This is a genomic window from Trichlorobacter ammonificans (genome assembly GCF_933509905.1).
GTDB classification, from domain to species: Bacteria; Desulfobacterota; Desulfuromonadia; order Geobacterales; family Pseudopelobacteraceae; genus Trichlorobacter; species Trichlorobacter ammonificans.
Genome location: NZ_OW150024.1, coordinates 3035228 through 3058983 on the forward strand (window position 1 = coordinate 3035228; position 23756 = coordinate 3058983).

A 23756-nucleotide genomic window follows, 5' to 3' on the forward strand; every position below is an offset into this window, starting at 1 on the left:
AGTATGACCGTTGCCGAACAGATGGCCGTGATCAAGCGCGGCTGTGTTGAACTGCTGATTGAAAAGGAACTTGAAGACAAGCTCGCCACCGGCCGGCCGCTGGTCATCAAGGCAGGTTTTGATCCAACCGCCCCGGACCTGCACCTGGGGCACACCGTGCTGATCCAGAAACTGCGTCAGTTCCAGCAGCTGGGCCATGACCTGCACTTCCTGATCGGCGACTTCACCGGCATGATCGGTGACCCGACGGGCAAGTCCGAAACCCGCAAGGTACTGACCCGGGAGGATGTGCTGAGAAACGCCGAGACCTACAAGGAGCAGGTCTTCAAGATCCTCGACCCGGAGAAAACCAAGGTGGTGTTCAACTCCTCCTGGCTGAACGACCTGGGCTGCGGCGGCATGATCGCCCTGGCCTCCAAATACACCGTGGCCCGCATGCTGGAGCGGGACGACTTCCACAAGCGCTACACCGGCCAGCAGCCGATCGCCATCCACGAATTCCTCTACCCCCTGATCCAGGGGTACGACTCGGTGGCCCTGAAGGCCGACGTGGAGTTGGGTGGCACCGACCAGAAGTTCAACCTGCTGATGGGCCGCGAGCTGCAGCGGGAATGGGGCCAGTCTCCCCAATGCGTCCTGACCATGCCGCTGCTGGAGGGTCTGGACGGGGTCAACAAGATGTCTAAATCCCTGGGCAACTACATCGGCATCAGCGAAGCGCCGGACGATATTTTCGGCAAGGTGATGTCCATCTCCGATACGCTGATGATCCGCTACTACGAACTACTCTCCGACATGAGCGTGGCCGAGTTTGAAAAGCTGAAAAGCGGCATGGCCGATGGCTCGGTGCATCCGATGGCCGCCAAGAAGGCCCTGGGGCGGGAGCTGGTGGACCGCTTCCACGGTGCGGGCCAGGGACAGCTGGCTGAGGAAAACTTTGTCAAACGGTTCAAGGAGAACGAGATCCCCGACGAGATGCCCCAGGTCAGCTACAGCGCTGCCGACTGTCCGTTGCTGCTGGCCAAAGCCCTCACCGAAGCCGGGCTGACCAAGTCAAACGGCGAAGCACGCCGCTCCATCGATCAGGGGGGGGTCAAGCTGAACGGCGAAAAGGTCTCCAACGTCAACCTGGAACTGAACGCAGCCGGCGAGTACATCGTCCAGATCGGCAAACGCCGCTTTGTGCGGATCGTGATCACCTGATACCACCGTGTGCACGGCACCATGCAGAAGGGACTGCTCAGGCAGTCCCTTTTTTCATACACCTCATCCGAACCGAACAGCCATGAAAATGGCCTGCCGTGTAAAAACGGCAGCGGTGCCATGGGGAGCGCCGCTTATCTACCCCCGGCCCGGCTGCAGCTCATGGATGCCCGCGTGTCATTGGAGAAGACGAGTTTGATTTCCACGGCGCCGTTGCTTTTGGGGGCATAGGAGCCCGTAGCATCCTTCAGGGGGCCCCCCTTGAAAATAATCGACCCGGCAGCGGCTCGTTCGTAGCTCCCCTCGGCCTTGCCCACGGCGTAGCGTGTCGCGGATTGTATAATAATGTCGGTGTAGGTGTAATTCAGCTGTCCGGCATCAAAGGTATAACAGGCGTACCTGCCCGGGGGAAGTGCGCCGGCTTGTGCCGGTGCCGTCTCCTCCTGTTTCCCGCTCACCGCACTGCCGGCAGCACGCGGCCGCAAACGGTTCAGCTTGACCCACTCATCCCAGTTCGGGCCATAGCCGTCATATGAAACCAGGCAGGTGTCCAACGTATCGGGCCCCTGCCGGACGCTGCCGGGGTACCATTTCCCTCCTGACAGAATCTCAACCGGACTACCGGCACTGCAGAGTCCACGCTCACCGGCAGTTGCCGTGGCGGACGTCTTCTGCTGTGGCGGCAGTTGATACTGTTCCGACCAGAGTGGAGCAGCCTGCAGTGAGGGTGCTGAAACCAGAGCATACAGACATACCGTTGCGATCACCGTGCGATACATGACAGGTCTCCCGTTGGACAGCCTAAAGTAAAGTGCATGCTGCGAGAAATTACGCGCTGCATGAGCCCATAAGTGTAGCACACGCTGCCTGCCTGTCCAGTGTGCCATTTTGCTCGAAAATCTCCGCTGCCTTTGGTAGGCTGTGCCGTATCCGATGCTGCACTGAGGGGACTGATGCAACAACGAATCGTAGGAGCAGACACCGTCAGAATGCTGGAACTGGGGCATCCCTGGGTAATCGCCGACCACTTCACCAAACGCTGGCCCAAAGGCACTGCCGGCGACCTGGTACAGTTGGTCGACGAGCGCGGCAAAGCGCTGGCTACCGCGTTGCTGGACCCGGCGGACCGGGTGGTGGCGCGGGTGCTCTCCCGGAAGCCGGTGCAGCTTGACCGGCGCTGGCTGCTGGAGAGATTCCGGCATGCATTAATCCTACGGGAGCAGTACCTCGACCTGCTCGACACCGACGCCTACCGTCTGGTGAACGGCGAAGGGGACGGCCTCCCCGGCCTCACTGTGGACCGCTACGGCGACTACCTGATGGTGCAACTCTACTGCGAAGGCTGGCGACCGCATCTGAAGCTGCTGACCGCTGTATTGCAGGAGTTGTTGAATCCCAACGGTATTTACGAAAAGGCCCGTCCCCAGAATACCCGCGAACTGGAAGCGGTCAGCGATTCGAAATGCTATGGCAGGCTGCTGGCCGGCACCGCCGCGCCACGCCGCCTGGAGGTGCAGGAAAACGGCCTGACCTTTCTGGTTTCAATGGAAGAAGGGCTGAACACCGGTCTGTTTCTGGACCAACGGGAGAACCGCCGGGCACTGCTGCCCCGCATGGCGGGCAAACGGTTCCTGAACCTGTTTGCCTACACCGGCGCTTTTTCCGTGGCAGCCGCCGCAGCCGGAGCAGCCCAGGTGACCTCGGTGGATGTCTCGTCAGGCTATACCGACTGGAACCGAGCAAATTTCGAGGCCAACCGGCTCAACATCAAAAAGCACCGGTTCCTGGTGGGGGACTGCCTGGCCAAACTGGCGGAGTTGGCAGCGGCACGCGAACAGTTCGACGTCGTCCTGATGGACCCCCCTTCCTTTTCCACCACCGGTAAAGGGCGTTTCACCACCCGGGGCGGCACCAGCGATCTGGTGGCCGCCAGCCTGCCGCTTCTGCCGGAGGGGGGGCTGCTGATCTGCTCTTCCAACCACCAGAAGACCGATCTGGCCGACTACCTGAAGGAACTGCGCCGGGGAGCCCTGCAGGCAGGCTGTGACCTGCGGGTGATCGAACAGCGGGGCCAGCCGGCCGACTTCCCCTTTCCGGCCACCTTTCCGGAGGGGCGGTATCTGAAATACGTGCTCTGTGTAAAAACGGAATAGGGAGGGACGATATGGGATTCCTGTTCAACTGGCTGATCTCCGGTCTGGCCATTGTGATTGCCGCCTACCTGCTGCCCGGCATCCGGCTGAGCGGTTTCTTCGCGGCCCTGGTGACCGCCCTGGTGCTGGGGCTGATCAATGCCGTCATCAAGCCGGTGCTGCTGCTGCTGACCCTGCCGATCAACCTGCTGACCCTGGGGCTGTTCACCCTGGTGATCAACGCCTTGCTGGTCCTGCTGACCAGTAAAATCGTTCCCGGCTTCCAGGTGGACGGTTTCTGGTGGGCTCTTGCCTTCAGCGTGGTGCTGACCCTGGTCAACTTCGGGCTCAGCATCTTTAAGTCATAATGGTTGAGATCAACGAAGCCGATATTCAGGTCGAGTTCTACCGCGGTTCCGGCCCCGGCGGCCAGCACCGCAACACCACCGATTCGGCGGTACGGATCAGACACCTGCCCACCGGCATCGTGGTCCATGCTTCGGAAAGCAGGTCCCAGGCCCGCAACCGCGACGTGGCTCTGGAGCGGCTGCAGGCGGCCCTGGAACGGCGCAGCCGGGTGGTAAAGAAGCGAATTGCCACGAGGGTGTCGAAGGCCCAGAAGGAAAAGCGGCTGGCGGAAAAGCGGATGACGGCGGTGCGTAAGCGGCTGCGCCGGCCGGAGGAGTAACATACAAAAGGGCCCCGCTGTCGATGACAACGGGGCCCGTGCGTTGCTGCTCTCCGGAACCGGTTCTAGCGAACCTGCTGTACCTCAACGATCTCCGGAATCTGCTCCTTGATCGCCTTTTCAATCCCCATCTTGAGGGTCATGGTGGACATGGGGCAGGAACCGCAGGCACCCTGCAGCTTTACCTTGACGATGTTATCGGCCGTCACCTCCACCAGTTCAACATCACCGCCGTCACGCTGCAGCATGGGGCGGACCTGATCCAGCACTGCCTGTACCTTTTCAAGCATGGTACGTCTCCTTTGTGATACTCGGCGTTGTACACAACGCCGGATAAAGTGAACTTCCTTCTTTTCGTATAGCGTTTTTCAGCACAAAATGCACGGAGAAATCAGTTCGACAGCTCTTCCCACTGCTGGTACAACTGCTCAAGACGGGCCTGCAGGCTGCTGTGCCGCTCACCGGCCGCCAGCCCCCGTTCGGGATCGTCAAAGAAACCGGGACTGTTCATCTCCGCCTCAAGCGTACCGATCTCCTGCTCGACGCCGGCGATCTCCTGTTCAATGGCCTGCTGCTGCTTCTCCCGGGCCTGTTCTTCCCGCTTGCGCCGTTTCTGCTCCTCCCGGTCCCTGCTGCGCTCTTCCTTGTTCTGGGACGGCAGGGCCGCCGGAGCGGACTCCGTTTTCTGCCGTACAGGTTCGTTGGTTACCGGTCCGGCAGCACCGGAATTCCGTGCCACACCTCCGGCGGCTGCGCCCTCTTTTTTCTCCAGATAGTACTCGTAATCGCCGTAATAACTGGTCAGTCCGCCGCTGTCCACCTCTACGATGCGGGTGGCCAGGCCGTTAACGAAGTAGCGGTCATGGGAGACGAAAATCACGGTCCCCTCGAACCGCTTCAGGGCGTCCAGCAGCACCTCCTTGCTGAACAGGTCCAGGTGGTTGGTCGGTTCGTCCATGAGCAGCAGGTTGGAGGGACGCAGCAGCATCTTGGCCAGGGCCAGCCGGTTCCGCTCGCCGCCGGACAGCACCCCCACCTTTTTGTGGATATCGTCGCCGGAAAAGAGAAACGCCCCCAGGATGTCACGCAGCTTCGGCACCATCTCAAAGGGGCAGTCGCTGTACAGCTCGTCATAGGCGGTGCGGGAGGGGTCCAGCACATTGGCCTGGTCCTGGGCAAAGTAGTCGGCCGACACGTTGTGCCCCACGGTCAGGCTTCCCCCCTGGTACTCGCCGCCGGCCAGCACCGCCATCAGGGTTGATTTGCCGGCGCCGTTGTGCCCCACCAGGGCGATCCGCTCCCCCTTTTCCACGGTCAGGTCGATCCGGTCCAGCACCACCTTGGCGCCGTAGGCCCGGGTCAGCTTGTGCAGCTCCAGCACGATCCGGCCGCTCTTGGGGGCGTCGGGAAACTGGAAGCGGATCTTCTTGCGTTCCGGCGGCAGGTCGATCCGCTCGATCTTCTCCAGCTGCTTGATACGGGACTGCACCAGGGAGGCCTTGTTGGCCTGATAGCGGAAACGGCGGATGAAATCCTCGGTCTTCTGGATCTCCTCGTCCTGCAGCCGCTTGGCCTCCCGCAGGGCCGAAACCCGCTCCTCCCGCTGCACCAGGTAGGTGGAGTAGGAACAGTGGTAGTCGGTGATGGTGTGGTTCCAGACCTCGGCGATCCGGCTGCAGACCTGGTCCATGAAAAACCGGTCGTGGGACACCAGGATCACGGAGCCGGGGTAGGAGCAGAGGTACTGCTCCAGCCAGTTGCGGGCCTCGATATCCAGGTGGTTGGTTGGTTCGTCCAAAAGCAGCACGTCCGGTTTTTGCAGCAGTAGCCGCGCCAGTGCGATGCGCATCTGCCAGCCGCCGGAGAACTCGCCGCAATCGCGGTGCCAGTCGGACTGCGCAAACCCCAGCCCCTTCAGCACCGTGCCGATCTCCGCCTCCATGGTGTAGCCGCCGCGGTGACGGAACTGCTCCTGCAACTCGCCATAGGTGTGCAGCAGACTGTCATGCTCTGCGCTGTCGTGGGGCAGCCGCTCCAGCTCCTGGCCCAGGCGGTGCAACTCCTCCTCCAGGGCCAGAAGGTCGGCCAGGGCGGAGCGGACTTCGTGAAACAGCATCCGGCCGCTGGTGACGATGCCGTCCTGGGGCAGGTAGGCGGCCTTTGCCCCTTTAGCCAGCTGAATCTCGCCACTGCTGGATTCTTCCAGCCCGGCAATGATCTTCATCAGGGTGGATTTTCCGGCGCCGTTCTCGCCGATCAGCGCCACCCGCTCCCCCTTGCGGAGATGCCAGGAAATGTCGGCAAACAGCACACGACCGGCGAAGTCTTTGGAAAGAGTGATCAGTTGCAGCATGGATTCAGACAGACTCGGGATGGGCGGTGTCGCTGACGATCCGGCCGTCGCGGAAGGTGATCCGCCGGGAGGCGTACTCCGCCACCTCCGGCTCGTGGGTGATCATGACAATGGTGATCCCCTGGCGGTTCAGCTCGGTGAACAGTTCCATGATCTCGATGGTGGTTGCGGTATCCAGGTTGCCGGTGGGTTCGTCGGCCAGGATCACCGCCGGTTCGTTGACCAGGGCCCGGGCAATGGCCACCCGCTGCTGCTGGCCGCCGGAGAGCTGGGCGCTGGTGTGGTTGACCCGCTCCGCCAGCCCGACCCGTTCCAGGGCGGTCCGGGCACGGCGGTGACGTTCCTCCGTCGGTACCCCGGCGTAGACCAGGGGGAGCTCCACATTCTCCAGGGCCGTGGTACGGGGTAGCAGGTTGAACCCCTGGAACACGAACCCCAGCTTCTTGTTGCGCACCTCGGCCAGCTGGTCCGGCGTCATGCCGGCGGTGTCGATGCCGTCCAACCAGTAGGTGCCGCTGGTGGGGCGGTCAAGGCAGCCCAGGGTGTTCATGCAGGTGGACTTGCCGCTGCCGGAAGCCCCCATGATGGCCACGAACTCCCCTTCGGCGATGGCGAAGGAGATGTCGCGCAGCGCCTCCACCTGGTGGTCCCCTTCGCCGAACACCCGGCGGATATGTTCCAGTTTGATGACGTCAGGCATGGTCAATGGTGGTACGGCTCGTTGTTCAGGATGGTACAGGCCCGGTAGATCTGCTCCAGCAGAAAGGGACGCACCATCTGGTGGGTCAGGGTCATGGCCGACAGGGAAAGCACGGTGGCGGCCCGCTTGCGCACCTGGTCGCTGAAGCCGTAGGCCCCGCCGACGGCAAAGACCAGCTCCGGGGTGCCGCGGTCGCGGTGACGGCCGATAAACGCGGCGAAAGCGACCGAATCCATCTGCTCTCCCCGCTCGTCCAGCACCACCAGCGTCGCCTGGGGCGAGACCTGCTTCAGCAGCCGCTCCCCCTCCCGGCGCCGTCCTTCTTCGGCATCGGCATCCTTTTCGTCCTTCACCTCATCGATGGCAAACGGCAGGTAGCGGCCGACCCGTCCGGCGTACTCCCGTATTCCCTCGCGAATCCAGGAATCGCGGCTCTTGCCCAGCCAGATGACACGGCACTTCACGGCAGCATCCGGTCAGAAGGCGAAAGATGCCTTGTTGGCTGCGTCCGTGGCTGCAAGGGCGGCGGGCAGCTCGACCACGGCAGCCTGACTCCAGAGGCCGTCCAGGTCATACCGGCGACGCTGCTCCTCGTGGAAGATATGCACCAGCACATCGCTGTAATCCATCACGATCCACTTCCCTTCGGTCTCGCCCTCGATTTCCTGGACCTTGCCGAACTTCTTCAGTTCGCGCCGGATATGGTCGCAGATGGCCTGATTCTGTTTGTCGGACTGGCCGGAGATGATCACCAGGAAGTCGGCGATGGTACTGATACCGGTGATATCAAGCACCTTGAGGTCGTACCCCTTCTTGTCGGCGGCCAGTTCGGCACAGCGCAGGGCCCGCTCGACACCGCTCAGGCTCGGTTTTTCTACGGTTGCTTCACTCATGATCGATACAATCCCTTCTGGGCGATATAGTTCTCTACACCCGGCGGCACTAGGTAGCGGATCGAGCGTCCCGCTGCCAGCAGTTCCCGCAGGCGGCTTGACGAAATGTCCAGCTGCGTGCCCGCCACGAAACGGATGACGGTGCCGCAGCTATGACGCAACTGGTCGGCTGACTCCCGGCTGAACCGGCCGCGCACCGCCTCCGGCAGCTGCTGCAGCGGATCGGCGATCTCCCGGCCGGGGCGGCCGATCACCACCAGGGAGGCCAGCTCGAAAATCTCGGCGTACCGGTGCCAGAGTCCCAGCTCCAGGAACGAATCGCCGCCGATGATGAAATGCAGCTCGTTACCGGGCTGCTCCTCCCGGAGTGCGGCCAGGGTCTCCACGGTGTAGGATTTCCCCCCCCGCCGGGCTTCGATGTCGCTGATCCCGAACAACGGGTTGCCGGCAATGGCCAGCTGCACCATCTCCCGGCGCTGCCGGAAGGGGATATCCCCGGCCAGCGGTTTGTGGGGCGGGTCGGCAGCCGGAATAAACAGCACCTGATCCAGCCCGGCCCCTTCGCGGGCCTCTTCGGCGATCCGCAGGTGCGCCAGATGAACCGGATTGAAGGTGCCGCCCAGCAGGCCGAGCTTCATGGTGGCTCCTACAAGAACTCCGACAGTTTTTCCCGCTCGTCCACCAGGTAGAACTCCAGGGTTTGGCGCAGGGCGTCGTCAATGGTGGTGACCGGCTCCCACCCCAGGCACTCCTTGGCCTTTTTCACCGACGGCACCCGGGTGAGCATATCCTGGTACCCCTTGCCGTAGAAGCTGTCGGAGGAGGTCTCCACGATGCGGCACTTGTCGGCTTTTTCCTTGTAGAGCGGGAAGGTGGCCACCATGGCCCGCAGCTTTTCCGCCAGCTCCTTCACCGACAGATCGTTCTTCGGGTTGCCGATGTTGAAGATCTTGCCGTCGGCGCAGCCGTCCTTATTCTCGATGATCTTCATCAGCGCATCGATGCCGTCCTCGATGAAGGTGAAAGAGCGGCGCTGGTTGCCGCCGTCCACCAGCAGGATCGGCTCTTCCGCCAGGATGTTGTATAGGAACTGGGTCAGCACCCGGGAACTGCCTTCCTTGGCGGTGTGGATGCTGTCCAGCTTGGGACCGATCCAGTTGAAGGGGCGGAACAGGGTGAACTTCAGTCCCTCGTGGTTGCCGTAGGCGTAGATCACCCGGTCCAGCATCTGCTTGGCGCAGGAGTAAATCCAGCGTTCCTTGGCGATGGGGCCCAGCACCAGCGGCGAGTTTTCCTCGTCGAACTCGGCGTCCGGGCTCATGCCGTACACCTCCGAGGTGGAGGGGAAGATGACCCGCTTCTTGTGCTTGACGCACTGGCGGATGATCTTGAGGTTTTCCTCGAAATCCAGCTCAAAGACCCGCAGCGGGTCCTTCACGTAGGTAACCGGCGTGGCAATGGCCACCAGGGGAAGCACCACGTCGCACTTCTTGATGTGGTACTCGATCCATTCCTTGTTGATGGTGATGTCCCCCTCCAGGAAATGGAACCGTTCGTGCCCCAGGGAGCGCTCCAGCTTGTCGCAGGCCATGTCCAGACCGAAGACCTCCCAGTCGGTGGTGGTCAGAATCCGATGGGTAAGGGCATTGCCGATAAAGCCGTTGACGCCGAGTATCAGTACTTTCATTGCCTGCTCCTGTTGGTTATGAGAATCGATCCGATGGGGAAAACACCTGTTCCGCCGCAGCCGTTTCCGGGCCGTCCCCCCGCTGCAACCGACGGATTTCCAGCAGTCCGTCGCCGGTCCCCACCAGCAGCGGCGAGTGCGACACGATCAGGCCCGGCTCCGCCTGCCCTTCCACCGGCCAGGCGGACCAGATGACGATCGTGTCGCCGTTCAGTTCGGTAAAGGCGCCGGGGTACGGATGGGTCACCCCCCGGATCAGGTTGTAAATCTGCAGGGCGCTCCGGCGCCAGTCGATCCGGCCGTCGGCCGGTTTGCGCCCCCCGAAGTAGCTGCCGGCCGCCAGGTCCATCGGGATACGTGCCGCCGTACCGGCCGCCAGTCGGGGCCAGGCGCGGCGCAGCACCGTAACGGCGGCTTCGGTCACCTTGCCGAAGACCTCAAAGGCCGTATCGGTGAACGCAATGGCAACCGTCTCCTGATCCACGATATCGCCGGCGTCCGGCTTGGCCACCATATAGTGCAGGGTGGCCCCGGTTTCGGTCTCGCCGTTGATCACGGCCCAGTTGACCGGTACCCGGCCGCGGTACTTGGGCAACCAGGACCCGTGCAGGTTCAGCGCCCCCCTGGCCGGAATCTCCAGCACCTCCGGCACGATCATGTTCCGGTAGTAGAAGGAAAAGAGGAAATCCGGTCCAATATTCCGCAGCCGTTCGATGTTCTCCGGCTCATTGATGGAGCTGGTCAGGTACGGAATACCGTGCTGTTCGGCCAGCTCGCGCACCGGGCTGAACCAGATCTGCTCCGTGGCGGCGTCCTCGTGGGTGAAGATCAGGCTGATCTGCGCCCCTTGCCGCAGCAACTCTTCGATGCAGCGGTAGCCGACATTATGGTAGGCACAGACAACCAGTTTCATGGTTCCTCGAATCCGTAGGTTTTCCGCACCACATACCGCGGCCGTTTCCGTACCTCCTGATAGATCCGCCCCACGTACTCACCCACGATACCGATACCGAAGATGATGATACCGATGAAAAAGAAGAGGATAGCAAACAGGGTGAACACCCCCTCCACCTCGGCACCGATCATGAAGCGCCGCACGAACAGCAGCACGGCAAAGGCCACCGCCAGGAAGGAGGTGATGATCCCCAGCAGGGCGAACAGTTGCAGCGGCACCAGGGAGAAGCCGGTCATCAGGTCGAAGTTGAGCCGGATCAGGCGGTAGAAGGAGTACTTGCTCTCCCCCAGGGTCCGTTCCTCGTGCCCCACCATGATCTCGGTCGGATTGGAGGAAAAGGTCTGGGCCAGGGCCGGAATAAAGGTGGTGGACTCGCCGCACTGATTGATATTGTCAATAATGTTGCGATGATAGGCTCGCAGCATGCAGCCGTAGTCACTCATCTGCATGCCGGTCATTTTGTTGGTGGTGATGTTGACAATCCGCGACGCCACCCGCCTGAACAGCGGGTCCTGGCGCTTTTTCCGAATAGTACCCACCACGTCGTGGCCTTTTTCAATCTCCGCGATCATACGCGGAATCTCCTCCGGCGGATTCTGCAGATCGGCGTCCAGGGTAATCACGATCTCCCCGCTGGAGCGCTCGAAGGCCGCCAGAATGGCCATATGCTGGCCGAAATTGCCGTTGAATTCCACCACCTTGACGCCGGGATACTGCGCCACATAGCTCCGGAGAATCTCCAGAGAACGATCACGGGAGCCGTCATTGGTAAAGATGATCTCGAAAGGTTTTTGCAGGCCGGCGGCTACGGGATAGAGCCGCTCCATCAGCGGCTGGAGCGTCTTCTCCTCGTTGTAGACCGGTATGATAATGCTGACATAGGGTCTGGTCATGGGGCCTGCTTCTCCTTTGCCAGTAGGGTCATCACCTCGCTGCCCCAGAGGTCCGTCTGCCAGCGGCGCACGCCCGGCAGGGCGGCAAGCTGTGCCGGATTGTCGGGCTGCTGTTCAGCGATCCGTTCCAGTAGCCAGTTGGGAGCGATCAGGCCGGGGGACAGGCCGATTGATCCGCTGAAGTGCTCTCGCCACTGTTTCAACCCGGTGAGCCGGGCCTTGACGCCGGGATTGGCCTCGCCGCGGGTACGGGGGTACCGGGGCAGCTCATTGTCAGGCAACGCCTTGGCATGCTGGACAGCAGCCAGCAGCCGCTCACCGTGGCGACTCTTCAGTTTCGGCGTCAGCCCCGCTATGCCGTCCATTTCCGGAAGCGTATCCGGCTGACGCTCCGCAAGCTGCAGCAGTGCCTCCGACGGCAGCACCTTGAACGGCGGACGGTCCAACTCCCGGGCCAACCCGTCCCGCAGCTGGAGCAGTTCTTCCAAAACAGCAAGGTTACGGGGCTTGAGCTTGCCCGCCCCCTTGAACTGCAGGAACAAAGGCCCCTCCCCTTTTTCGGCCATCCGGTTTGCCGCCACCAGGGCACATTCCTCCGCTACCCAGGCAGTGCGGCCGCACTCGTCGAGCCGACCGCGCAGCAGATCGGCCAGCCTGAGCAGGTGTGCCGTATCGTTGGCGGCATAGGCCGCCATCTCCGGCGTCAGAGGACGTTTGCTCCAGTCGGCCTTTTGGTACTTCTTGTCAAGCTCAACACCGAAATGGTTCCGCAGCAGCGCGGCAAGCCCAAACTCCGGTTTTCCCAGAAACTGGGCGGCAATCATGGTGTCGAACATACGGGCCACGGTGATACCGAAGTCGCGATGCAGCGAACGGATATCGTAATCGCCGCCGTGAAACACGGTCAGTACCGCCGGGTCTGCCAGTAACGCCGCCAATGGCGCCAGATCGTCAACCTGCAACGGGTCGATCAGCCAGGTGGCCTCCCGACTGGAAAGCTGCAGCAGGCAGACCTTTTCGCGGTAGTGGTGCAGTGAATCGGCTTCCAGGTCAAGGGCCAGTTCCGGTGCTCCGCGCAAACTGTCGCAAACCTGCGCCAGCAGCGAGGTGCTTTCAATCAACGTATAGGCCATTACCGTTAAAGCTCCTTCACGATACTATAGGCGGTGGTGCGCTGGGCGGGGCGGAACCCGGCCCCGGTAATCAGCTCGACCATCTCGTCCTGGCTCATGCGGAAGCGGCAGCCGGCAGCGGCCACGACGTTTTCCTCCAGCATGGTGCCGCCGAGATCGTTGGCTCCGAAAAACAGGGCGACCTGGGCCAGCTTGGCCCCCTGGGTAACCCAGCTTGCCTGGATATTGGGGATGTTGTCCAGCACGATCCGCGACAGCGCCAGCACCTTGAGGTACTCAACCCCGGTGGCGGTTTCCCCTCCCAGCTCGGTGTTACCCGGCTGGTAGGTCCAGGGGATGAAGGCGCTGAACGAACCGCCCTCTGCCTGCAGTTCCCGGACCCGGAACAGATGTTCCACGATCTGTTCCGGTGTTTCCCTGCTGCCGAACATCATGGTGGCGGTGGTGAGCATCCCTAAGGAGGCTGCGGTCAGCATCACTTCCCGCCACTGCTGCCAGCCGATCTTTTTCGGCGATATGGCCTGACGCACCTCATCCACCAGGATTTCAGCGCCGCCGCCCGGCACGGAATCAAGCCCGGCCTGCTGCAGCCGCTCCAGGGTCCGGCGGATGGTCAGCCCCTCGCGCCCGGCCAGGTGGTGAATCTCCGCCGGCGACAGGGAGTGATTCTGCACCTGGGGAAATATTTTTTTGATTTTGCAAAACAATTGTTCGAAATAATCAAGCCGCAGACCGGGGTGCAGCCCCCCCTGCATCAGCAGTTGCGTCCCCCCCTGTTCCACCAGTTCCGCCACCTTTGCCAGGATGACGTCGTGCTCCAGCAGGTAGGCATCGGCTGCGTCACTGTCCCGGTAAAAGGCGCAGAAGCTGCACCGCGATTCGCAGATATTGGTGTAGTTGACGTTACGGTCAACGACAAAGGTCACCCGGTTTTCCGGGTGCAGGCGACGGCGGATAGCATCGGCCCAGCGGCCCAGCGTCAATAGATCGCCGTCCCGCAGCAGGATAACTGCCTGCTGCCGGTCCGGCAGAACGGTATTCAGCATGCCGCCACCTCTGCCGCCAGCAGCTCCCGTATGGCAGCCGGTATCCTCCGCGCCTTCAACTCAGGCGTTACGCAGGCCAGGGTCACCAGCAGTTCCACCAGCAGGTGGTCGTCATGGTCCCGCCGGATCTGCTGCCGCAAGGTGAAGGAGGAACCACCGACCCTGACCGGCACCGTCAGGACCCTGAGCAGGTCATCATGGCGGGCAGGCAGCCTGAAGTCGATTTCCATCCGCACCACCGGAAGCACCGCACCGTCGGCAGCCAGGGCGGCCACCGAGTGGCCCCGCTCCCGCAGGTATTCGGTCCTGGCCCGCTCGCAGTAGTTCAGGTAGTTGGAATGGTAGACCACTCCGGCAGCATCCGTATCTTCGTAGTATACCCTGATCAGCATCGGTCACCTGTGGAGAGCACTTTACTGTAGATGGCAGGGCATGGCAACCGGCTTCTCCCTGGCCGGTGCGCCAAAATCTGTTGTTTTGACCAAAATCCCACCAAACGAATGAAAAGCCATTTCAAGCGTTTTTTACACAAAACACAACCAAAACCATTCTGCCTACCCCAAAAACCAGCCTGAGAGCCACTGGGGTCGTCGTGCGCAAATGGCTGTTATTACTACGTTTGTTCAAAAACGACCAGGCTACGCTCTCCCATTCCCCTGGGCAAGCGGTAATGGCGGGTCGCACGGTGCCGCAGGGCAAACTGTTCTTCAATGACGGACACCACCGCCGAGTACTCACGGCCGTCACCGGCCACCATGGCGATGAGGCGCCCGCCCGGCCGAATCAGTTGATGGGCCACCTGCACAAAGCGGAGCGGATCGCGAAAGGCACGGGAGGTGACAACGTGGTAACGGCCGCTGTTCTGCTCCAGATGAGTTTCCACCCGCTCATGCACTGCCGTTACCCGTTCCAGCCCCAGCAATCGACAGATGTGGCGCTGAAAACGCACCTTCTTGTCAACGGCGTCAAGGGATGTGATCGCCAGGTCGCCACGCAAAATCGCCGCAACGATTCCCGGCAGCCCTGCGCCCGAGCCGACGTCGAGCACCAGTTCTTCCTGACCGAGCAGCGGCACAACGCTGAAGGAGTCGATGAAATGCTTGATGACGATCTGCTCGTCATTTTTCAGCGCCGTCAGATTGAAGGCCCGATTCCACCGCTTGAGCTCGACCTGGAACAGGGTGAGCTGCTCCAGCATCCGCTCGCTCAACTCAAGGCCGAACCCCTTTGCTCCTTCAAGCAGCAACTCCCTGCTCACCCGCGTCCCCCACCACTCTTGAGCACCACCGACAGAATGGCCAGCGCCGCCGGGGTCACTCCCTGGATGCGGGATGCCTGTCCCAGGGTATCGGGACGGAAGCACTCCAGCTTCTCCTTGACCTCGGCGGTGAGTCCGGCAAGCTCCCGGTATGAGAGGTCCGGCGGAATGACCGTGCTTTCCAGCTTGCGCATCCGCTCGATCTGTTCTTCCTGTCGCTCGATGTAGCCATGGTACTTGATCTGGATCTCGACCTGCTCCCGAACCGCTAACGGCAATTCTCGGGCAGCGGCATCGATCTCCGCCAGCTCTGCGTAACCGACCTCCGGACGGCGCAGCAGATGCTCCAGGGTTGTCCCCTTCTGCACCTCGCCGCAGCCGTGCCGCTCGAGCCAGCTCCGCTCGTCGTCGGCCATGCTGATGCGGGTCTGTCTCACCCGCTCATGCTCGGCGGCAATCTGTTCGCGCTTGCGACAGAAACCGGCATACAGCTCGTCGGGCACCAGCCCCAGTTCGTGCCCCAGCTCCCGCAGGCGCAGGTCGGCGTTATCTTCCCGCAGCAGCAGCCGGTATTCGGCCCGGGAAGTGAACATCCGGTACGGCTCCCTGGTTCCCAGGGTCACCAGGTCGTCAACCATCACCCCCAGGTATCCTTGGTGCCGACCGATCCGCACCGGTTCCCTCCCCTTGGCCCGGCAGGCGGCGTTGATACCGGCCAGCAGCCCCTGGGCAGCGGCCTCCTCGTAGCCTGACGTGCCGTTGATCTGGCCGGCATGAAACAGGTTGGCGATCAGCTTGGACTCCAGGGTGGCATGGAGCTGCACCGGGTTGACGTAATCGTACTCAATGGCATAGGCCGGCCGCATGATTTCCACCCGCTCCAGTCCCACCATGGAACGGTAGAAGGCGATCTGCACATCGATCGGCAGCGAGGTGGACATGCCGCTGGGATAGACCTCCACCGTCTCCAGCCCTTCCGGCTCGATGAAGGTCTGGTGACGTTCCTTGTCCGGAAAGCGCACCACCTTGTCCTCAATGGAGGGACAGTAGCGCGGCCCCACTCCTTCGATCACCCCGGCATACAGTGGCGAGCGATCCAACCCTCCGCGGATGATGTCGTGGGTCTGTTCGTTGGTGTAAGCGATATGACACGGTACCTGCGGCATGACGATCCGCTCCGTGCTGTAGGAAAACGGTTGCGGCGGATCATCCCCCGGTTGTTCTTCAAGTTTTGAGAAGTCGATGGTGCGCCGGTCAAGCCGGGCCGGGGTGCCGGTCTTCAAACGCCCCACATCGAAACCGAGAGCGGCCAGATGATCCGACAACCCCAAGGAAGGCAGATCCCCTGCCCGGCCACCGGGAAAGTTATTCAGACCGATATGAATCAGTCCCCGCATAAAGGTACCGGTGGTCAGCACCACTGTAGCGCCGCAAAACCGTATCCCGCTGCGGGTGTCAACCCCGAGCACCACCCCGCCTTCGACATGCAGACCAATAACCTCTCCCTGCTTGCAGTCGAGGCTGTCCTGCTCCTCAAGCACCCGCTTCATCCGCAGCCGGTAGAGCTGCTTGTCGGCCTGAGCCCGGGAGGCGCGCACCGCCGGCCCCTTCCGGGTATTCAGCACCCGGAACTGAATCCCAGTGGCATCGATGTTCTTTGCCATCTCGCCGCCCAGGGCATCGATCTCCTTCACCAGATGCCCCTTGGCCAGCCCGCCGATGGCCGGGTTACAGGACATGACCGCCATACCATCAAGGCTCATGTTCAGGAGCAGAGTCCGGCACCCCATGCGGGCCGCAGCCAGGGCAGCCTCGCAGCCGGCATGCCCGGCCCCCACGACAATTACATCGTATTTCTGTTCATAGCAGTACATAGCTCACCCATGTTTCACGTGAAACATCCCCCTACTTGCCGATGCAGAACGAGGAAAAAATGATGTCCAGCAGATCGTCGGTGGTGGTCTCACCGGTGACCTGGCCGAGGGCGAAAAGGCTTTCACGCAGATCAATAGCCAGTGTCTCCAGCCGAAGATCACCACCCGACTCGGCAAGGGCATGCCGAAGAGCGGCACAGGCCGACACCAGGGCGTCGCGGTGGCGGGCGCGGGAGATGGCAACGAACTCGCGGCTATCCAGGGCTTCACCACGGAGAAACGTGGAGCGGATCAACGCGCGCAGGGCATCAACCCCCTCCCCGCTGGCCGCAGACATGGACACCTGGGGCAGCCGGTGCATCTCCGGGGGAAGCTCAATAACAACCGGCAGATCGCTCTTGTTGCGGGCAACAACGACCGGCGCAGAGCCAATGGCGTCGAGAATGAACCGGTCTTCTTCGCCAAAGGGACGCGATCCATCGACGACAAAAACCACCAGGTCAGCCTGGGGAATCTTCTCCAGAGCGCGGTTGATCCCCTCCCGCTCCACCAGGTCCTCGGTGTGCCGGATGCCGGCAGTGTCCAGCAGCCGCACTGCCAGACCGGAGAGGTTGATGGTCTCCTCAATGATGTCGCGGGTGGTACCGGGTATGTGGGTGACGATGGCACGGTTCTCATTGAGCAGGCGGTTCAACAGACTGGATTTCCCCGCATTGGGCTTGCCCACGATCAATACGGAAACCCCTTCCCGCAGGATGCGGCCCTCTTCGAACCGGGCCAGAAGCTGCTCAATTTCTGCGAGGGCAGCAACAACGGCCCGGCGCATCCCCCCGGCGTCGGCCTCACCAATATCCTCTTCCGGAAAGTCAATGTAGGCCTCGACCATGGCCAGACTGCGGGTCAGTGACCGGACGATCTCGGCCAACCTGCCGGACAGGGCACCTTCACGCTGCCGCTGTGCCAGCTGCAGGGAGGCATCGGTCCTGGCCTGAATGATATCAATGACCGCCTCGGCCTGCACCAGATCGATCCGACCGTTGACAAAGGCACGACGGGTAAACTCCCCCGGATCGGCCAGCCGGGCACCGCCGGCAAGGGCCGCCGCCAGAACCTGCTCCACCACCAGCATACCGCCGTGACAGTGAATCTCCAACAGGTCTTCGCAGGTATAGGACCGGGGCGCCCGCATCAGCACCGCCATGGCTTCGTCGATCAGGAGACCGGTTGCCGGATCAATGACCGTCCCATAGTGGAGAACATGGCTGCGAAAGGCTGTACCGCGCTGGAAGCGGAACAAGCCAAGACCAATGGTCTCGGCTTGAGGGCCGCTGACCCGGACGATGCCGATTCCCCCCTCTCCCGGCGGAGTGCTGACGGCAGCGATGGTATCATCTTTATACATAGCGTCCCCTGACCGGTGACATCAGAACAGTTCCATCTGGGCTGAACGTTGAGGAGTGCGACGACGCCTATCGGGGGTATGGTCGGCAGTCGTCAGCAATGACTCCGGAATTTCGGCAAGAAAACGGGATGCCGGTCGCGGAGACACTCCAACCCAGGAACGCTGCTCTGACGAGGTCAGCAACAGGTGCTCCTTGGCACGGGTGAGCCCGACGTAAAACAGACGCCGTTCCTCCTCGACGTCCGCGCTGGACCAGAGCGAACAGGGCAGAAGTCCCTCTTCGGCGCCGGTCAGAAAGACCACCGGAAACTCCAGCCCTTTGGCGGCATGGAGGGTCATCAGCGCCACTGCTTCTGCTCGGGAGTCATAGACCGTGGCATCGGCGTAACGGCGCAGATGGCCGGCAAAACCGGCCAAGTCGGTACCGAAACTGCCCGCCAGTTCCAGCAGCCGTTGCACGCTGTCGCCATGAGCTTCTACGGAGAGCAGGTGCAAAGCGTCACCCAGCGAGAAGGCAACGCCGGTAGTGACGGCAGTGGTTCTGAAGCGGCTCAGCAGCCGGTCAAGTTCCGACAGCGCACGTACAGCACTGTCAGGCAACTCCAGTGTGGCAACCGTGGCCGGAAAATCACCCTCCAGGGGGAGTGCCGCTTCCATCCTGGTCAAACTGGTGGCGCCGATACCCGGTAGAGAGCCGGCGAGTTGCAGCCAGTCGTCGATCAGTTTCGAGCCGGCGGCAGCCTGCATGAAGTAATAGACCGGCCTGAGGTGCGGGGACAGGTAGAACGGCACCGCGCCAACACGCTGACAGGGTATGCCCCGGCGCGCCAGGGCCGTTTCGAGTTCGTCAGCCTGCCTGCCAAGCCGGTACAGTATGGCGATATCGCCGAAGCTGAGCCCCCTGCCCCTGCCACCGTCGCCACCACGGCCGCTGTTCAGGGAAAAGTGTTCGATTCCGCCCAGCAGCTCTTCAATGCGGCGCACCACAAACTCGGCCTCGGCGGCCGGCGTCGGCGCCCTGTGGTGCTCCATGATCCCCTGCCGATCAGAGACGGCAACCAGCGGCAGTGCTTCGGTCCGGCAGTTACGACTGACGACCGCTGTGGCTGCGGTCACGATGCGGACCGGGCAGCGATAATTGCGGGTGAGCGCGATCCGCTCCACTCCCGGCAGGTCGGCAAAGCGGAAAAAGCAGGCCGGATCGCTCCCCCGGAAGCCGTAGATCGCCTGGTCGGGATCGCCGATGGCAAACACACGGACCTGCCCTGCCAGTATTCGCACCAGTTCGAACTGATTGGCGTTCAGGTCCTGAAGCTCATCCACAAACAGATGATCCAGTGAACTGCACACCTGTTCCCGGAGTTCGTCCCGTTGCTGCAGCTGCCGGACGAACTCCGGAATAACGGCATCAAGGTCAATGGCGTTCAGCCGGACCAGTTCGGACAGGTAGCGCCGGACCGAATCCGGCGGCTCCTGGCTGGGAGCGACGCAATGGGTGGCCACCTCTTCAACAAGTCGGGAGCGGTCGGAGGCGGTCTGACCCGGAATGAGCCGCTTGAGCAGCCGCTCCCGTCCATCGGGACCAACCACCAGCAGTTCAGGTGCAGAGCGGCGGAGCCACTGGAGACAGAACTGGTGGAAGGTCCCCACGAACAGGTGCGTCCCGGCAGCGCCGGCCGTTGCCGCCAGACGGTCGCGCATCTCATCGGCAGCCCGTACGGTAAAGGTGATGGCCGCCATACGCTCCGGCGCCTGCCCCGCCGCCAGCAGCGTTGCAATGCGCTGGGTCAGGGTGTAGGTCTTGCCGGTGCCGGGTCCGGCGGTTACCAGGATGTGCCGGCCCCTAGCAGCGATGGCGGCCGCCTGCTCCGGGTTTGGTCCGCTGCCGATCGGAGCCGGCGCAACTGCCGGTGCCGGGTCGCGGGGCAGCAGCGGGAGTGCTTCACGCTTTGCCTTTCGGCCTCGGCGTGGCGGCACAACGTCGCCGAACAGGGTGCCCTGACCTGCCAGTTGCTCTGCCTCCCCTTCCCCGAAGACCCGGATCACGCCGTACTCGCCGTCAAAACCCGGCTTGCGGATAACCCGTCCGTCCCGCATACGGGCCACCGCCTCACCCAGGACCGGCGAGGCCTGCCTGATCTCATCGAGCGAGGCCTGCAACAACAGGTTGAACTCGGAACCGAACCGGGCAATGGTGCGGCTATACAGCTCCATCACCCCCTTGGAGGCAGGCCCGGCTCCGGCAATTTCACCCAGCACCTCCGGCAGGGGGATCAGGCTGAAAAACCCAGGAGCCTCCGGGCGATACTGTGGCTCGTTCCGGTCCGCCAACTCCATCACCCGGTGCTGCACCCCCACGGTCAGCGGCTTGCCGCAGACCGGACAGGCCAGATTCAGGCGCCGGCTCTCCGGAGGCTCGAGGCAGACCTGACAGTTCCGGTGGCCGTCGGCATGGTACTTCCCCTCTTCCGGGAAAAACTCCACCGTGCCGCGGAAGGTGTCGCGCCGATTGCTGCGCAGCGCATCCCGCAACGAATAAAAGCTCAGCTCCGTGGAAAAGAGGTTGGCCTCCCGACCCAGCCGGGAGGGGGAGTGACAGTCGGAGTTGGAGATGAGGGCAAAACGGTCCAGGGCCGAGATCAGCCGGTTCATGTCCGGGTCAGAGGAGAGTCCGGTCTCCAGGGCAAAAATATGGTCGGTGAGATCGCCGAAACAGTCTTCAATCCGGTCAAACCCGGAACGGGAGCCGAACAGGGAAAACCAGGGGGTCCAGATATGGGCCGGCACCAAGAAACCGTCCGGCGCCTGTTCCAGCAGGATCTCCAGCAGGTCGCGGCTGTCCAGCCCCAGGATGGGACGGCCGTCCGATTCGATGTTGCCGATACCGGCCAGCTTGGCGTTTATCCGTTCCGCCGAGGCGAAGTCCGGCACGTACAACAGGTTGTGAACCTTGCGCACCACGCCGTGGCGTTTGTAAATGCTGCTGATCTCGGCGGAGAGGAGAAAGCGCACCGGCCCTGCCGCTGGCGTCACACCGGCAAGGGGGGATACCGCCGTCGCCTCGTCCTTCAACCGGAACAGTCCCGGCTCGGCAGGCTCCAGCTCCTCCTTGAGGCGACGGAACCAGCCGGGGTGGGTAAAGTCGCCGGTGCCGATCACCTGGATCCCCTTGACCCGCGCCCAGCCGGCCAGGCCGGCCAGACTGCTTTCCGGACTGGTTGCTCGCGAATAGGGGGAATGGATATGCAGGTCGGCAATATAGTCCATTACGGTCGGATCCTGGCGACATGAAGCAAAAGAGCGCCCATGCCGGTGCAGGGGCGCTCTGATTGTGCCGCAACGAGCACTTCCCGTCAATCCTTGACCAGTTTGTTAATATACATCTGCTGGCCGATGGTCAGGATGTTGTTGATCAGCCAGTACAGTACCAGACCCGACGGGAAGGTGAGGAACATGAAGGTGAAAACCACCGGCAGCGCCAGCATGATCTTCTGCTGCATCTCATCCATGTTGGAGGGGGTCATCTTCTGCTGGATAAACATGGTGGCCCCCATCAGGATCGGCGTGATGTAGTAGGGGTCCTTGTCGGAAAGATCGGTAATCCAGAGCATGAACGGCGCATGACGCAGCTCGATGGAGAACATCAGTGCCTTGTACAGGGCGAAGAACACCGGGATCTGTACCAGCATCGGCAGGCAGCCCCCCAAGGGGTTCACCTTGTGCTCACGGTACAGTTCCATCACGGCCCGGTTCATCGCCTCCTTGTCGTTCTTGTACTTCTCCTTGAGCGCCACCATTTTGGGCTGAATCTTGGACATGTCCTTCATGGACTTGTAGCTTTTGTGAGTCAGGGGGAAGAAGAGGATCTTCAGAATAACGGTGATAATGATGATGCCGACACCGAAATTGGGGATGTAGCCGTAGAAGAATTTCAGGGCATGCAGCATCGGCTTGGCCAGCACTGTAAACCAGCCCAGATCGAGGGATTGTTCAAGATCCGAGCCCTGTGCCTTCAGGATATCGATATCCTTCGGACCGACGAACAGACGGTGCTGAACGGCAACCGCCTGTCCCGGCGCCACGGAGAGCTGCGGCGTGGCTGCAATGGACTCAAGATAACCGGCCTGACTCTTCCTGATCTCGACGGAGGCAATACTCCCCTGCTCGGCCAGGATCGCCGTCAGGAAATACTTGTCGGTAATGCCGGACCAGGCGGCCGGCTTTTCATACTTCTTGGCTGCGCTGGCAACATCCTTTGGTGCGTTGGTATGGAGCGACTTCTCGGCAAACAGGGTGGAACCGTAGGTCTCATAACGACTGTCCTTGGTATTCACCTCAAAGGGAGCACTGATGATCTGCTGCAATGAACCAACCAGCGGGGCCTGACTGTTGTTGATCAGCTGGGTCTCGAGCTGCATGCCGTAACCATCGCCATGCAGGGAGTAGGTTTTACGCACCACGTACCCCTGGGTGCTGATATGGGTGAACACCAGCTGCTTGCTCTCCCCTTTCTTCAGTTCAAGCGAGGAGACGCTGGGGGCGTACACCGCCTGCGGCGAAAGGGCAAAACCGGCACCGGCCGTGGAGAAGGTCAGAAGAGCGGGATCCGCCTTGGTTGCCAGGACAACCTTGGGGGAATCGGGGCTGTTCTTCTCACGGTAGTCCTTGAGCGTCAGTGATTTCAACGCACCGCCGGCACCGGTAAATACCGCCGTATAACGCACGGTCTCCACGGTGACATCCTGAACGGCCGTGACGGGAGGAGGAAGAAGGGCAACCGGCGCCGGCGTCGGTGCTGGCTGGATTGCTGGCTGCTGGACCGCCTTTTCCTCCTTCACCGCTGTCGGCGGCGTGACCGGCTGCTGTTTCGGACCAAAGTAGGCGGAGAAGAGATAAAAGACAGCAATCGACAGCACGACTGCAACAAGTGCGCGTTTTTCCATAGGTAGTGGCCTCTATTTTTCGGGAACGGGATCGTGGCCGCCCGGTTGCCAGGGATGACACCGCAACAGGCGACGCAGCATTAGCATACTCCCTCGACCAGGGCCGTGGCGACGAATGGACTCAAGGGAATACGCTGAACAGGAAGGATGGAAACGACAGGCAGGCGGCAATAGTGGAGATACTACCAGTTGGTAGAGACGAATTATGCCTGTGAGCAGATGGGTAAGCATCACCGAGAGCCGATCTTCTGCAGTGCTGTCGTTAATTCGTGGCGTAAAAGGGCGGCGCCGGCATCGTCTGCGGCAGCCCTCCGGGCGATCAGGTGCAGGTCACATGCCGGCAGCGAAGCACAGGCATGCCTGAAGAGTTCCCGCACCAGTCGCTTTATCCTATTGCGAACCACGGCGTTGCCGACCTTCCGGCTTACCGTGATGCCGATTCTGGGTACGGCGAGACCGTTTTCCATGACCAGCAGAACGAACGTGCGCCCACGGAAAAATGGAGCCGGTGCAGAAGAAAGGCGCAGATAATCACTGCGCCTCAGTAAACGGTTCTTCTTGGGGTAGGGTGCCCGCGCGGACAACACGGCTGTATG

At 61.8% G+C, this 23756-nt stretch carries 23 protein-coding genes and 1 pseudogene; 4 read left to right on the forward strand and 20 right to left on the reverse strand.

Features of this window, described 5'->3' with window-relative positions:
* Positions 1-3 precede the first annotated feature (3 nt).
* Complete coding sequence (gene tyrS, locus RAK07_RS13895) at positions 4-1203, forward strand: tyrosine--tRNA ligase (RefSeq protein WP_305733525.1); 1200 nt, start codon at positions 4-6, stop codon at positions 1201-1203.
* Between the two features lie 134 nt (positions 1204-1337).
* Here tyrS and RAK07_RS13900 read toward each other — a convergent pair whose 3' ends face one another.
* Positions 1338-1982 carry an MBT domain-containing protein gene (locus tag RAK07_RS13900; protein ID WP_305733430.1) on the reverse strand — a complete coding sequence of 215 codons (645 nt, stop codon included), beginning with the start codon at positions 1980-1982 and terminating at the stop codon, positions 1338-1340.
* 174 nt (positions 1983-2156) lie between these two features.
* On the opposite strand from RAK07_RS13900, the gene RAK07_RS13905 reads away from it, so the two are divergent.
* The 3 genes and pseudogenes from RAK07_RS13905 to RAK07_RS13915 all read left to right on the forward strand — a co-directional run.
* On the forward strand, positions 2157-3356 hold the full coding sequence (locus tag RAK07_RS13905; RefSeq protein ID WP_305733431.1) for a class I SAM-dependent rRNA methyltransferase: 1200 nt from the start codon (positions 2157-2159) through the stop codon (positions 3354-3356).
* An 11-nt stretch (positions 3357-3367) separates the two neighbouring features.
* The gene (locus RAK07_RS13910) at positions 3368-3703 is read left to right on the forward strand and encodes a phage holin family protein (RefSeq protein WP_305733432.1); all 336 of its coding nucleotides are present in this window, start codon (positions 3368-3370) and stop codon (positions 3701-3703) included.
* Positions 3700-4023, forward strand: a pseudogene (locus RAK07_RS13915) (peptide chain release factor-like protein); the annotation flags it as partial. The gene RAK07_RS13910 and the pseudogene RAK07_RS13915, both read left to right, overlap by 4 nt.
* Positions 4024-4088: 65 nt before the next feature.
* Here RAK07_RS13915 and RAK07_RS13920 read toward each other — a convergent pair.
* From RAK07_RS13920 to rnpA, 19 genes are all read right to left on the reverse strand, one after another.
* On the reverse strand, positions 4089-4313 hold the full coding sequence (locus RAK07_RS13920) for a NifU family protein (protein ID WP_305733434.1): 225 nt from the start codon (positions 4311-4313) through the stop codon (positions 4089-4091).
* A gap of 101 nt (positions 4314-4414) precedes the next feature.
* Positions 4415-6376: an ABC-F family ATP-binding cassette domain-containing protein gene (locus RAK07_RS13925; protein ID WP_305733435.1), complete on the reverse strand. Its 1962-nt coding sequence runs from the start codon at positions 6374-6376 to the stop codon at positions 4415-4417.
* Between the two features lie 4 nt (positions 6377-6380).
* Complete coding sequence (locus tag RAK07_RS13930; RefSeq protein WP_305733436.1) at positions 6381-7076, reverse strand: ABC transporter ATP-binding protein; 696 nt, start codon at positions 7074-7076, stop codon at positions 6381-6383.
* Positions 7077-7078: 2 nt separating this feature from the next.
* Positions 7079-7540, reverse strand: coding sequence for a 23S rRNA (pseudouridine(1915)-N(3))-methyltransferase RlmH (locus RAK07_RS13935; protein ID WP_305733437.1), 462 nt, complete (start codon positions 7538-7540; stop codon positions 7079-7081).
* A gap of 12 nt (positions 7541-7552) precedes the next feature.
* Positions 7553-7969, reverse strand: a complete 417-nt coding sequence (gene rsfS / locus RAK07_RS13940) for a ribosome silencing factor (RefSeq protein ID WP_305733438.1) — start codon at positions 7967-7969, stop codon at positions 7553-7555.
* The gene (gene nadD / locus RAK07_RS13945) at positions 7966-8607 is read right to left on the reverse strand and encodes a nicotinate-nucleotide adenylyltransferase (RefSeq protein WP_305733439.1); all 642 of its coding nucleotides are present in this window, start codon (positions 8605-8607) and stop codon (positions 7966-7968) included. The genes rsfS and nadD overlap by 4 nt, the downstream gene beginning before the upstream one ends.
* An 8-nt stretch (positions 8608-8615) precedes the next feature.
* Complete coding sequence (locus RAK07_RS13950) at positions 8616-9656, reverse strand: bifunctional UDP-4-keto-pentose/UDP-xylose synthase (RefSeq protein WP_305733440.1); 1041 nt, start codon at positions 9654-9656, stop codon at positions 8616-8618.
* 16 nt (positions 9657-9672) lie between these two features.
* Positions 9673-10569, reverse strand: a complete 897-nt coding sequence (locus RAK07_RS13955; RefSeq protein ID WP_305733441.1) for a formyltransferase — start codon at positions 10567-10569, stop codon at positions 9673-9675.
* The gene (locus RAK07_RS13960) at positions 10566-11504 is read right to left on the reverse strand and encodes a glycosyltransferase (protein ID WP_305733442.1); all 939 of its coding nucleotides are present in this window, start codon (positions 11502-11504) and stop codon (positions 10566-10568) included. Before RAK07_RS13960 ends, RAK07_RS13955 begins: the two co-directional genes overlap by 4 nt.
* The gene (locus tag RAK07_RS13965; protein WP_305733443.1) at positions 11501-12637 is read right to left on the reverse strand and encodes a ribonuclease D; all 1137 of its coding nucleotides are present in this window, start codon (positions 12635-12637) and stop codon (positions 11501-11503) included. Before RAK07_RS13965 ends, RAK07_RS13960 begins: the two co-directional genes overlap by 4 nt.
* Positions 12638-12642: 5 nt before the next feature.
* Entirely contained in the window at positions 12643-13683 is a 1041-nt protein-coding gene (mqnC, locus tag RAK07_RS13970; RefSeq protein ID WP_305733444.1) for a cyclic dehypoxanthinyl futalosine synthase, read from the reverse strand.
* The gene (locus RAK07_RS13975; RefSeq protein ID WP_305733445.1) at positions 13677-14075 is read right to left on the reverse strand and encodes a YbgC/FadM family acyl-CoA thioesterase; all 399 of its coding nucleotides are present in this window, start codon (positions 14073-14075) and stop codon (positions 13677-13679) included. Before RAK07_RS13975 ends, mqnC begins: the two co-directional genes overlap by 7 nt.
* Positions 14076-14296: 221 nt before the next feature.
* Positions 14297-14941: a 16S rRNA (guanine(527)-N(7))-methyltransferase RsmG gene (gene rsmG / locus RAK07_RS13980; protein ID WP_305733446.1), complete on the reverse strand. Its 645-nt coding sequence runs from the start codon at positions 14939-14941 to the stop codon at positions 14297-14299.
* Positions 14938-16815, reverse strand: a complete 1878-nt coding sequence (gene mnmG, locus RAK07_RS13985; RefSeq protein WP_305733447.1) for a tRNA uridine-5-carboxymethylaminomethyl(34) synthesis enzyme MnmG — start codon at positions 16813-16815, stop codon at positions 14938-14940. The genes rsmG and mnmG overlap by 4 nt, the downstream gene beginning before the upstream one ends.
* A gap of 31 nt (positions 16816-16846) precedes the next feature.
* On the reverse strand, positions 16847-18217 hold the full coding sequence (gene mnmE / locus RAK07_RS13990; protein ID WP_305733448.1) for a tRNA uridine-5-carboxymethylaminomethyl(34) synthesis GTPase MnmE: 1371 nt from the start codon (positions 18215-18217) through the stop codon (positions 16847-16849).
* A gap of 21 nt (positions 18218-18238) precedes the next feature.
* Positions 18239-21484, reverse strand: coding sequence for a UvrD-helicase domain-containing protein (locus tag RAK07_RS13995; RefSeq protein WP_305733449.1), 3246 nt, complete (start codon positions 21482-21484; stop codon positions 18239-18241).
* Between the two features lie 86 nt (positions 21485-21570).
* Positions 21571-23160, reverse strand: a complete 1590-nt coding sequence (gene yidC, locus RAK07_RS14000) for a membrane protein insertase YidC (RefSeq protein WP_305733450.1) — start codon at positions 23158-23160, stop codon at positions 21571-21573.
* Between the two features lie 12 nt (positions 23161-23172).
* On the reverse strand, positions 23173-23391 hold the full coding sequence (gene yidD / locus RAK07_RS14005) for a membrane protein insertion efficiency factor YidD (protein WP_305733451.1): 219 nt from the start codon (positions 23389-23391) through the stop codon (positions 23173-23175).
* A partial coding sequence (rnpA, locus tag RAK07_RS14010; protein WP_305733452.1) for a ribonuclease P protein component occupies positions 23391-23756 on the reverse strand: 366 nt, incomplete at its 5' end. The genes yidD and rnpA, both read right to left, overlap by 1 nt.

Bases quoted from the DNA above. Each gene is read 5' to 3' on its own strand.
- tyrS (WP_305733525.1), top strand. From the start codon at position 4: ATGACCGTTGCCGAACAGATGGCCGTGATCAAGCGCGGCTGTGTTGAA.
- RAK07_RS13900 (WP_305733430.1), bottom strand. From the start codon at position 1,982: ATGTATCGCACGGTGATCGCAACGGTATGTCTGTATGCTCTGGTTTCA.
- RAK07_RS13905 (WP_305733431.1), top strand. From the start codon at position 2,157: ATGCAACAACGAATCGTAGGAGCAGACACCGTCAGAATGCTGGAACTG.
- RAK07_RS13910 (WP_305733432.1), top strand. From the start codon at position 3,368: ATGGGATTCCTGTTCAACTGGCTGATCTCCGGTCTGGCCATTGTGATT.
- RAK07_RS13920 (WP_305733434.1), bottom strand. From the start codon at position 4,313: ATGCTTGAAAAGGTACAGGCAGTGCTGGATCAGGTCCGCCCCATGCTG.
- RAK07_RS13925 (WP_305733435.1), bottom strand. From the start codon at position 6,376: ATGCTGCAACTGATCACTCTTTCCAAAGACTTCGCCGGTCGTGTGCTG.
- RAK07_RS13930 (WP_305733436.1), bottom strand. From the start codon at position 7,076: ATGCCTGACGTCATCAAACTGGAACATATCCGCCGGGTGTTCGGCGAA.
- rsfS (WP_305733438.1), bottom strand. From the start codon at position 7,969: ATGAGTGAAGCAACCGTAGAAAAACCGAGCCTGAGCGGTGTCGAGCGG.
- nadD (WP_305733439.1), bottom strand. From the start codon at position 8,607: ATGAAGCTCGGCCTGCTGGGCGGCACCTTCAATCCGGTTCATCTGGCG.
- RAK07_RS13950 (WP_305733440.1), bottom strand. From the start codon at position 9,656: ATGAAAGTACTGATACTCGGCGTCAACGGCTTTATCGGCAATGCCCTT.
- RAK07_RS13955 (WP_305733441.1), bottom strand. From the start codon at position 10,569: ATGAAACTGGTTGTCTGTGCCTACCATAATGTCGGCTACCGCTGCATC.
- RAK07_RS13960 (WP_305733442.1), bottom strand. From the start codon at position 11,504: ATGACCAGACCCTATGTCAGCATTATCATACCGGTCTACAACGAGGAG.
- RAK07_RS13965 (WP_305733443.1), bottom strand. From the start codon at position 12,637: ATGGCCTATACGTTGATTGAAAGCACCTCGCTGCTGGCGCAGGTTTGC.
- mqnC (WP_305733444.1), bottom strand. From the start codon at position 13,683: ATGCTGAATACCGTTCTGCCGGACCGGCAGCAGGCAGTTATCCTGCTG.
- RAK07_RS13975 (WP_305733445.1), bottom strand. From the start codon at position 14,075: ATGCTGATCAGGGTATACTACGAAGATACGGATGCTGCCGGAGTGGTC.
- mnmG (WP_305733447.1), bottom strand. From the start codon at position 16,815: ATGTACTGCTATGAACAGAAATACGATGTAATTGTCGTGGGGGCCGGG.
- mnmE (WP_305733448.1), bottom strand. From the start codon at position 18,217: ATGTATAAAGATGATACCATCGCTGCCGTCAGCACTCCGCCGGGAGAG.
- RAK07_RS13995 (WP_305733449.1), bottom strand. From the start codon at position 21,484: ATGGACTATATTGCCGACCTGCATATCCATTCCCCCTATTCGCGAGCA.
- yidC (WP_305733450.1), bottom strand. From the start codon at position 23,160: ATGGAAAAACGCGCACTTGTTGCAGTCGTGCTGTCGATTGCTGTCTTT.
- yidD (WP_305733451.1), bottom strand. From the start codon at position 23,391: ATGCTTACCCATCTGCTCACAGGCATAATTCGTCTCTACCAACTGGTA.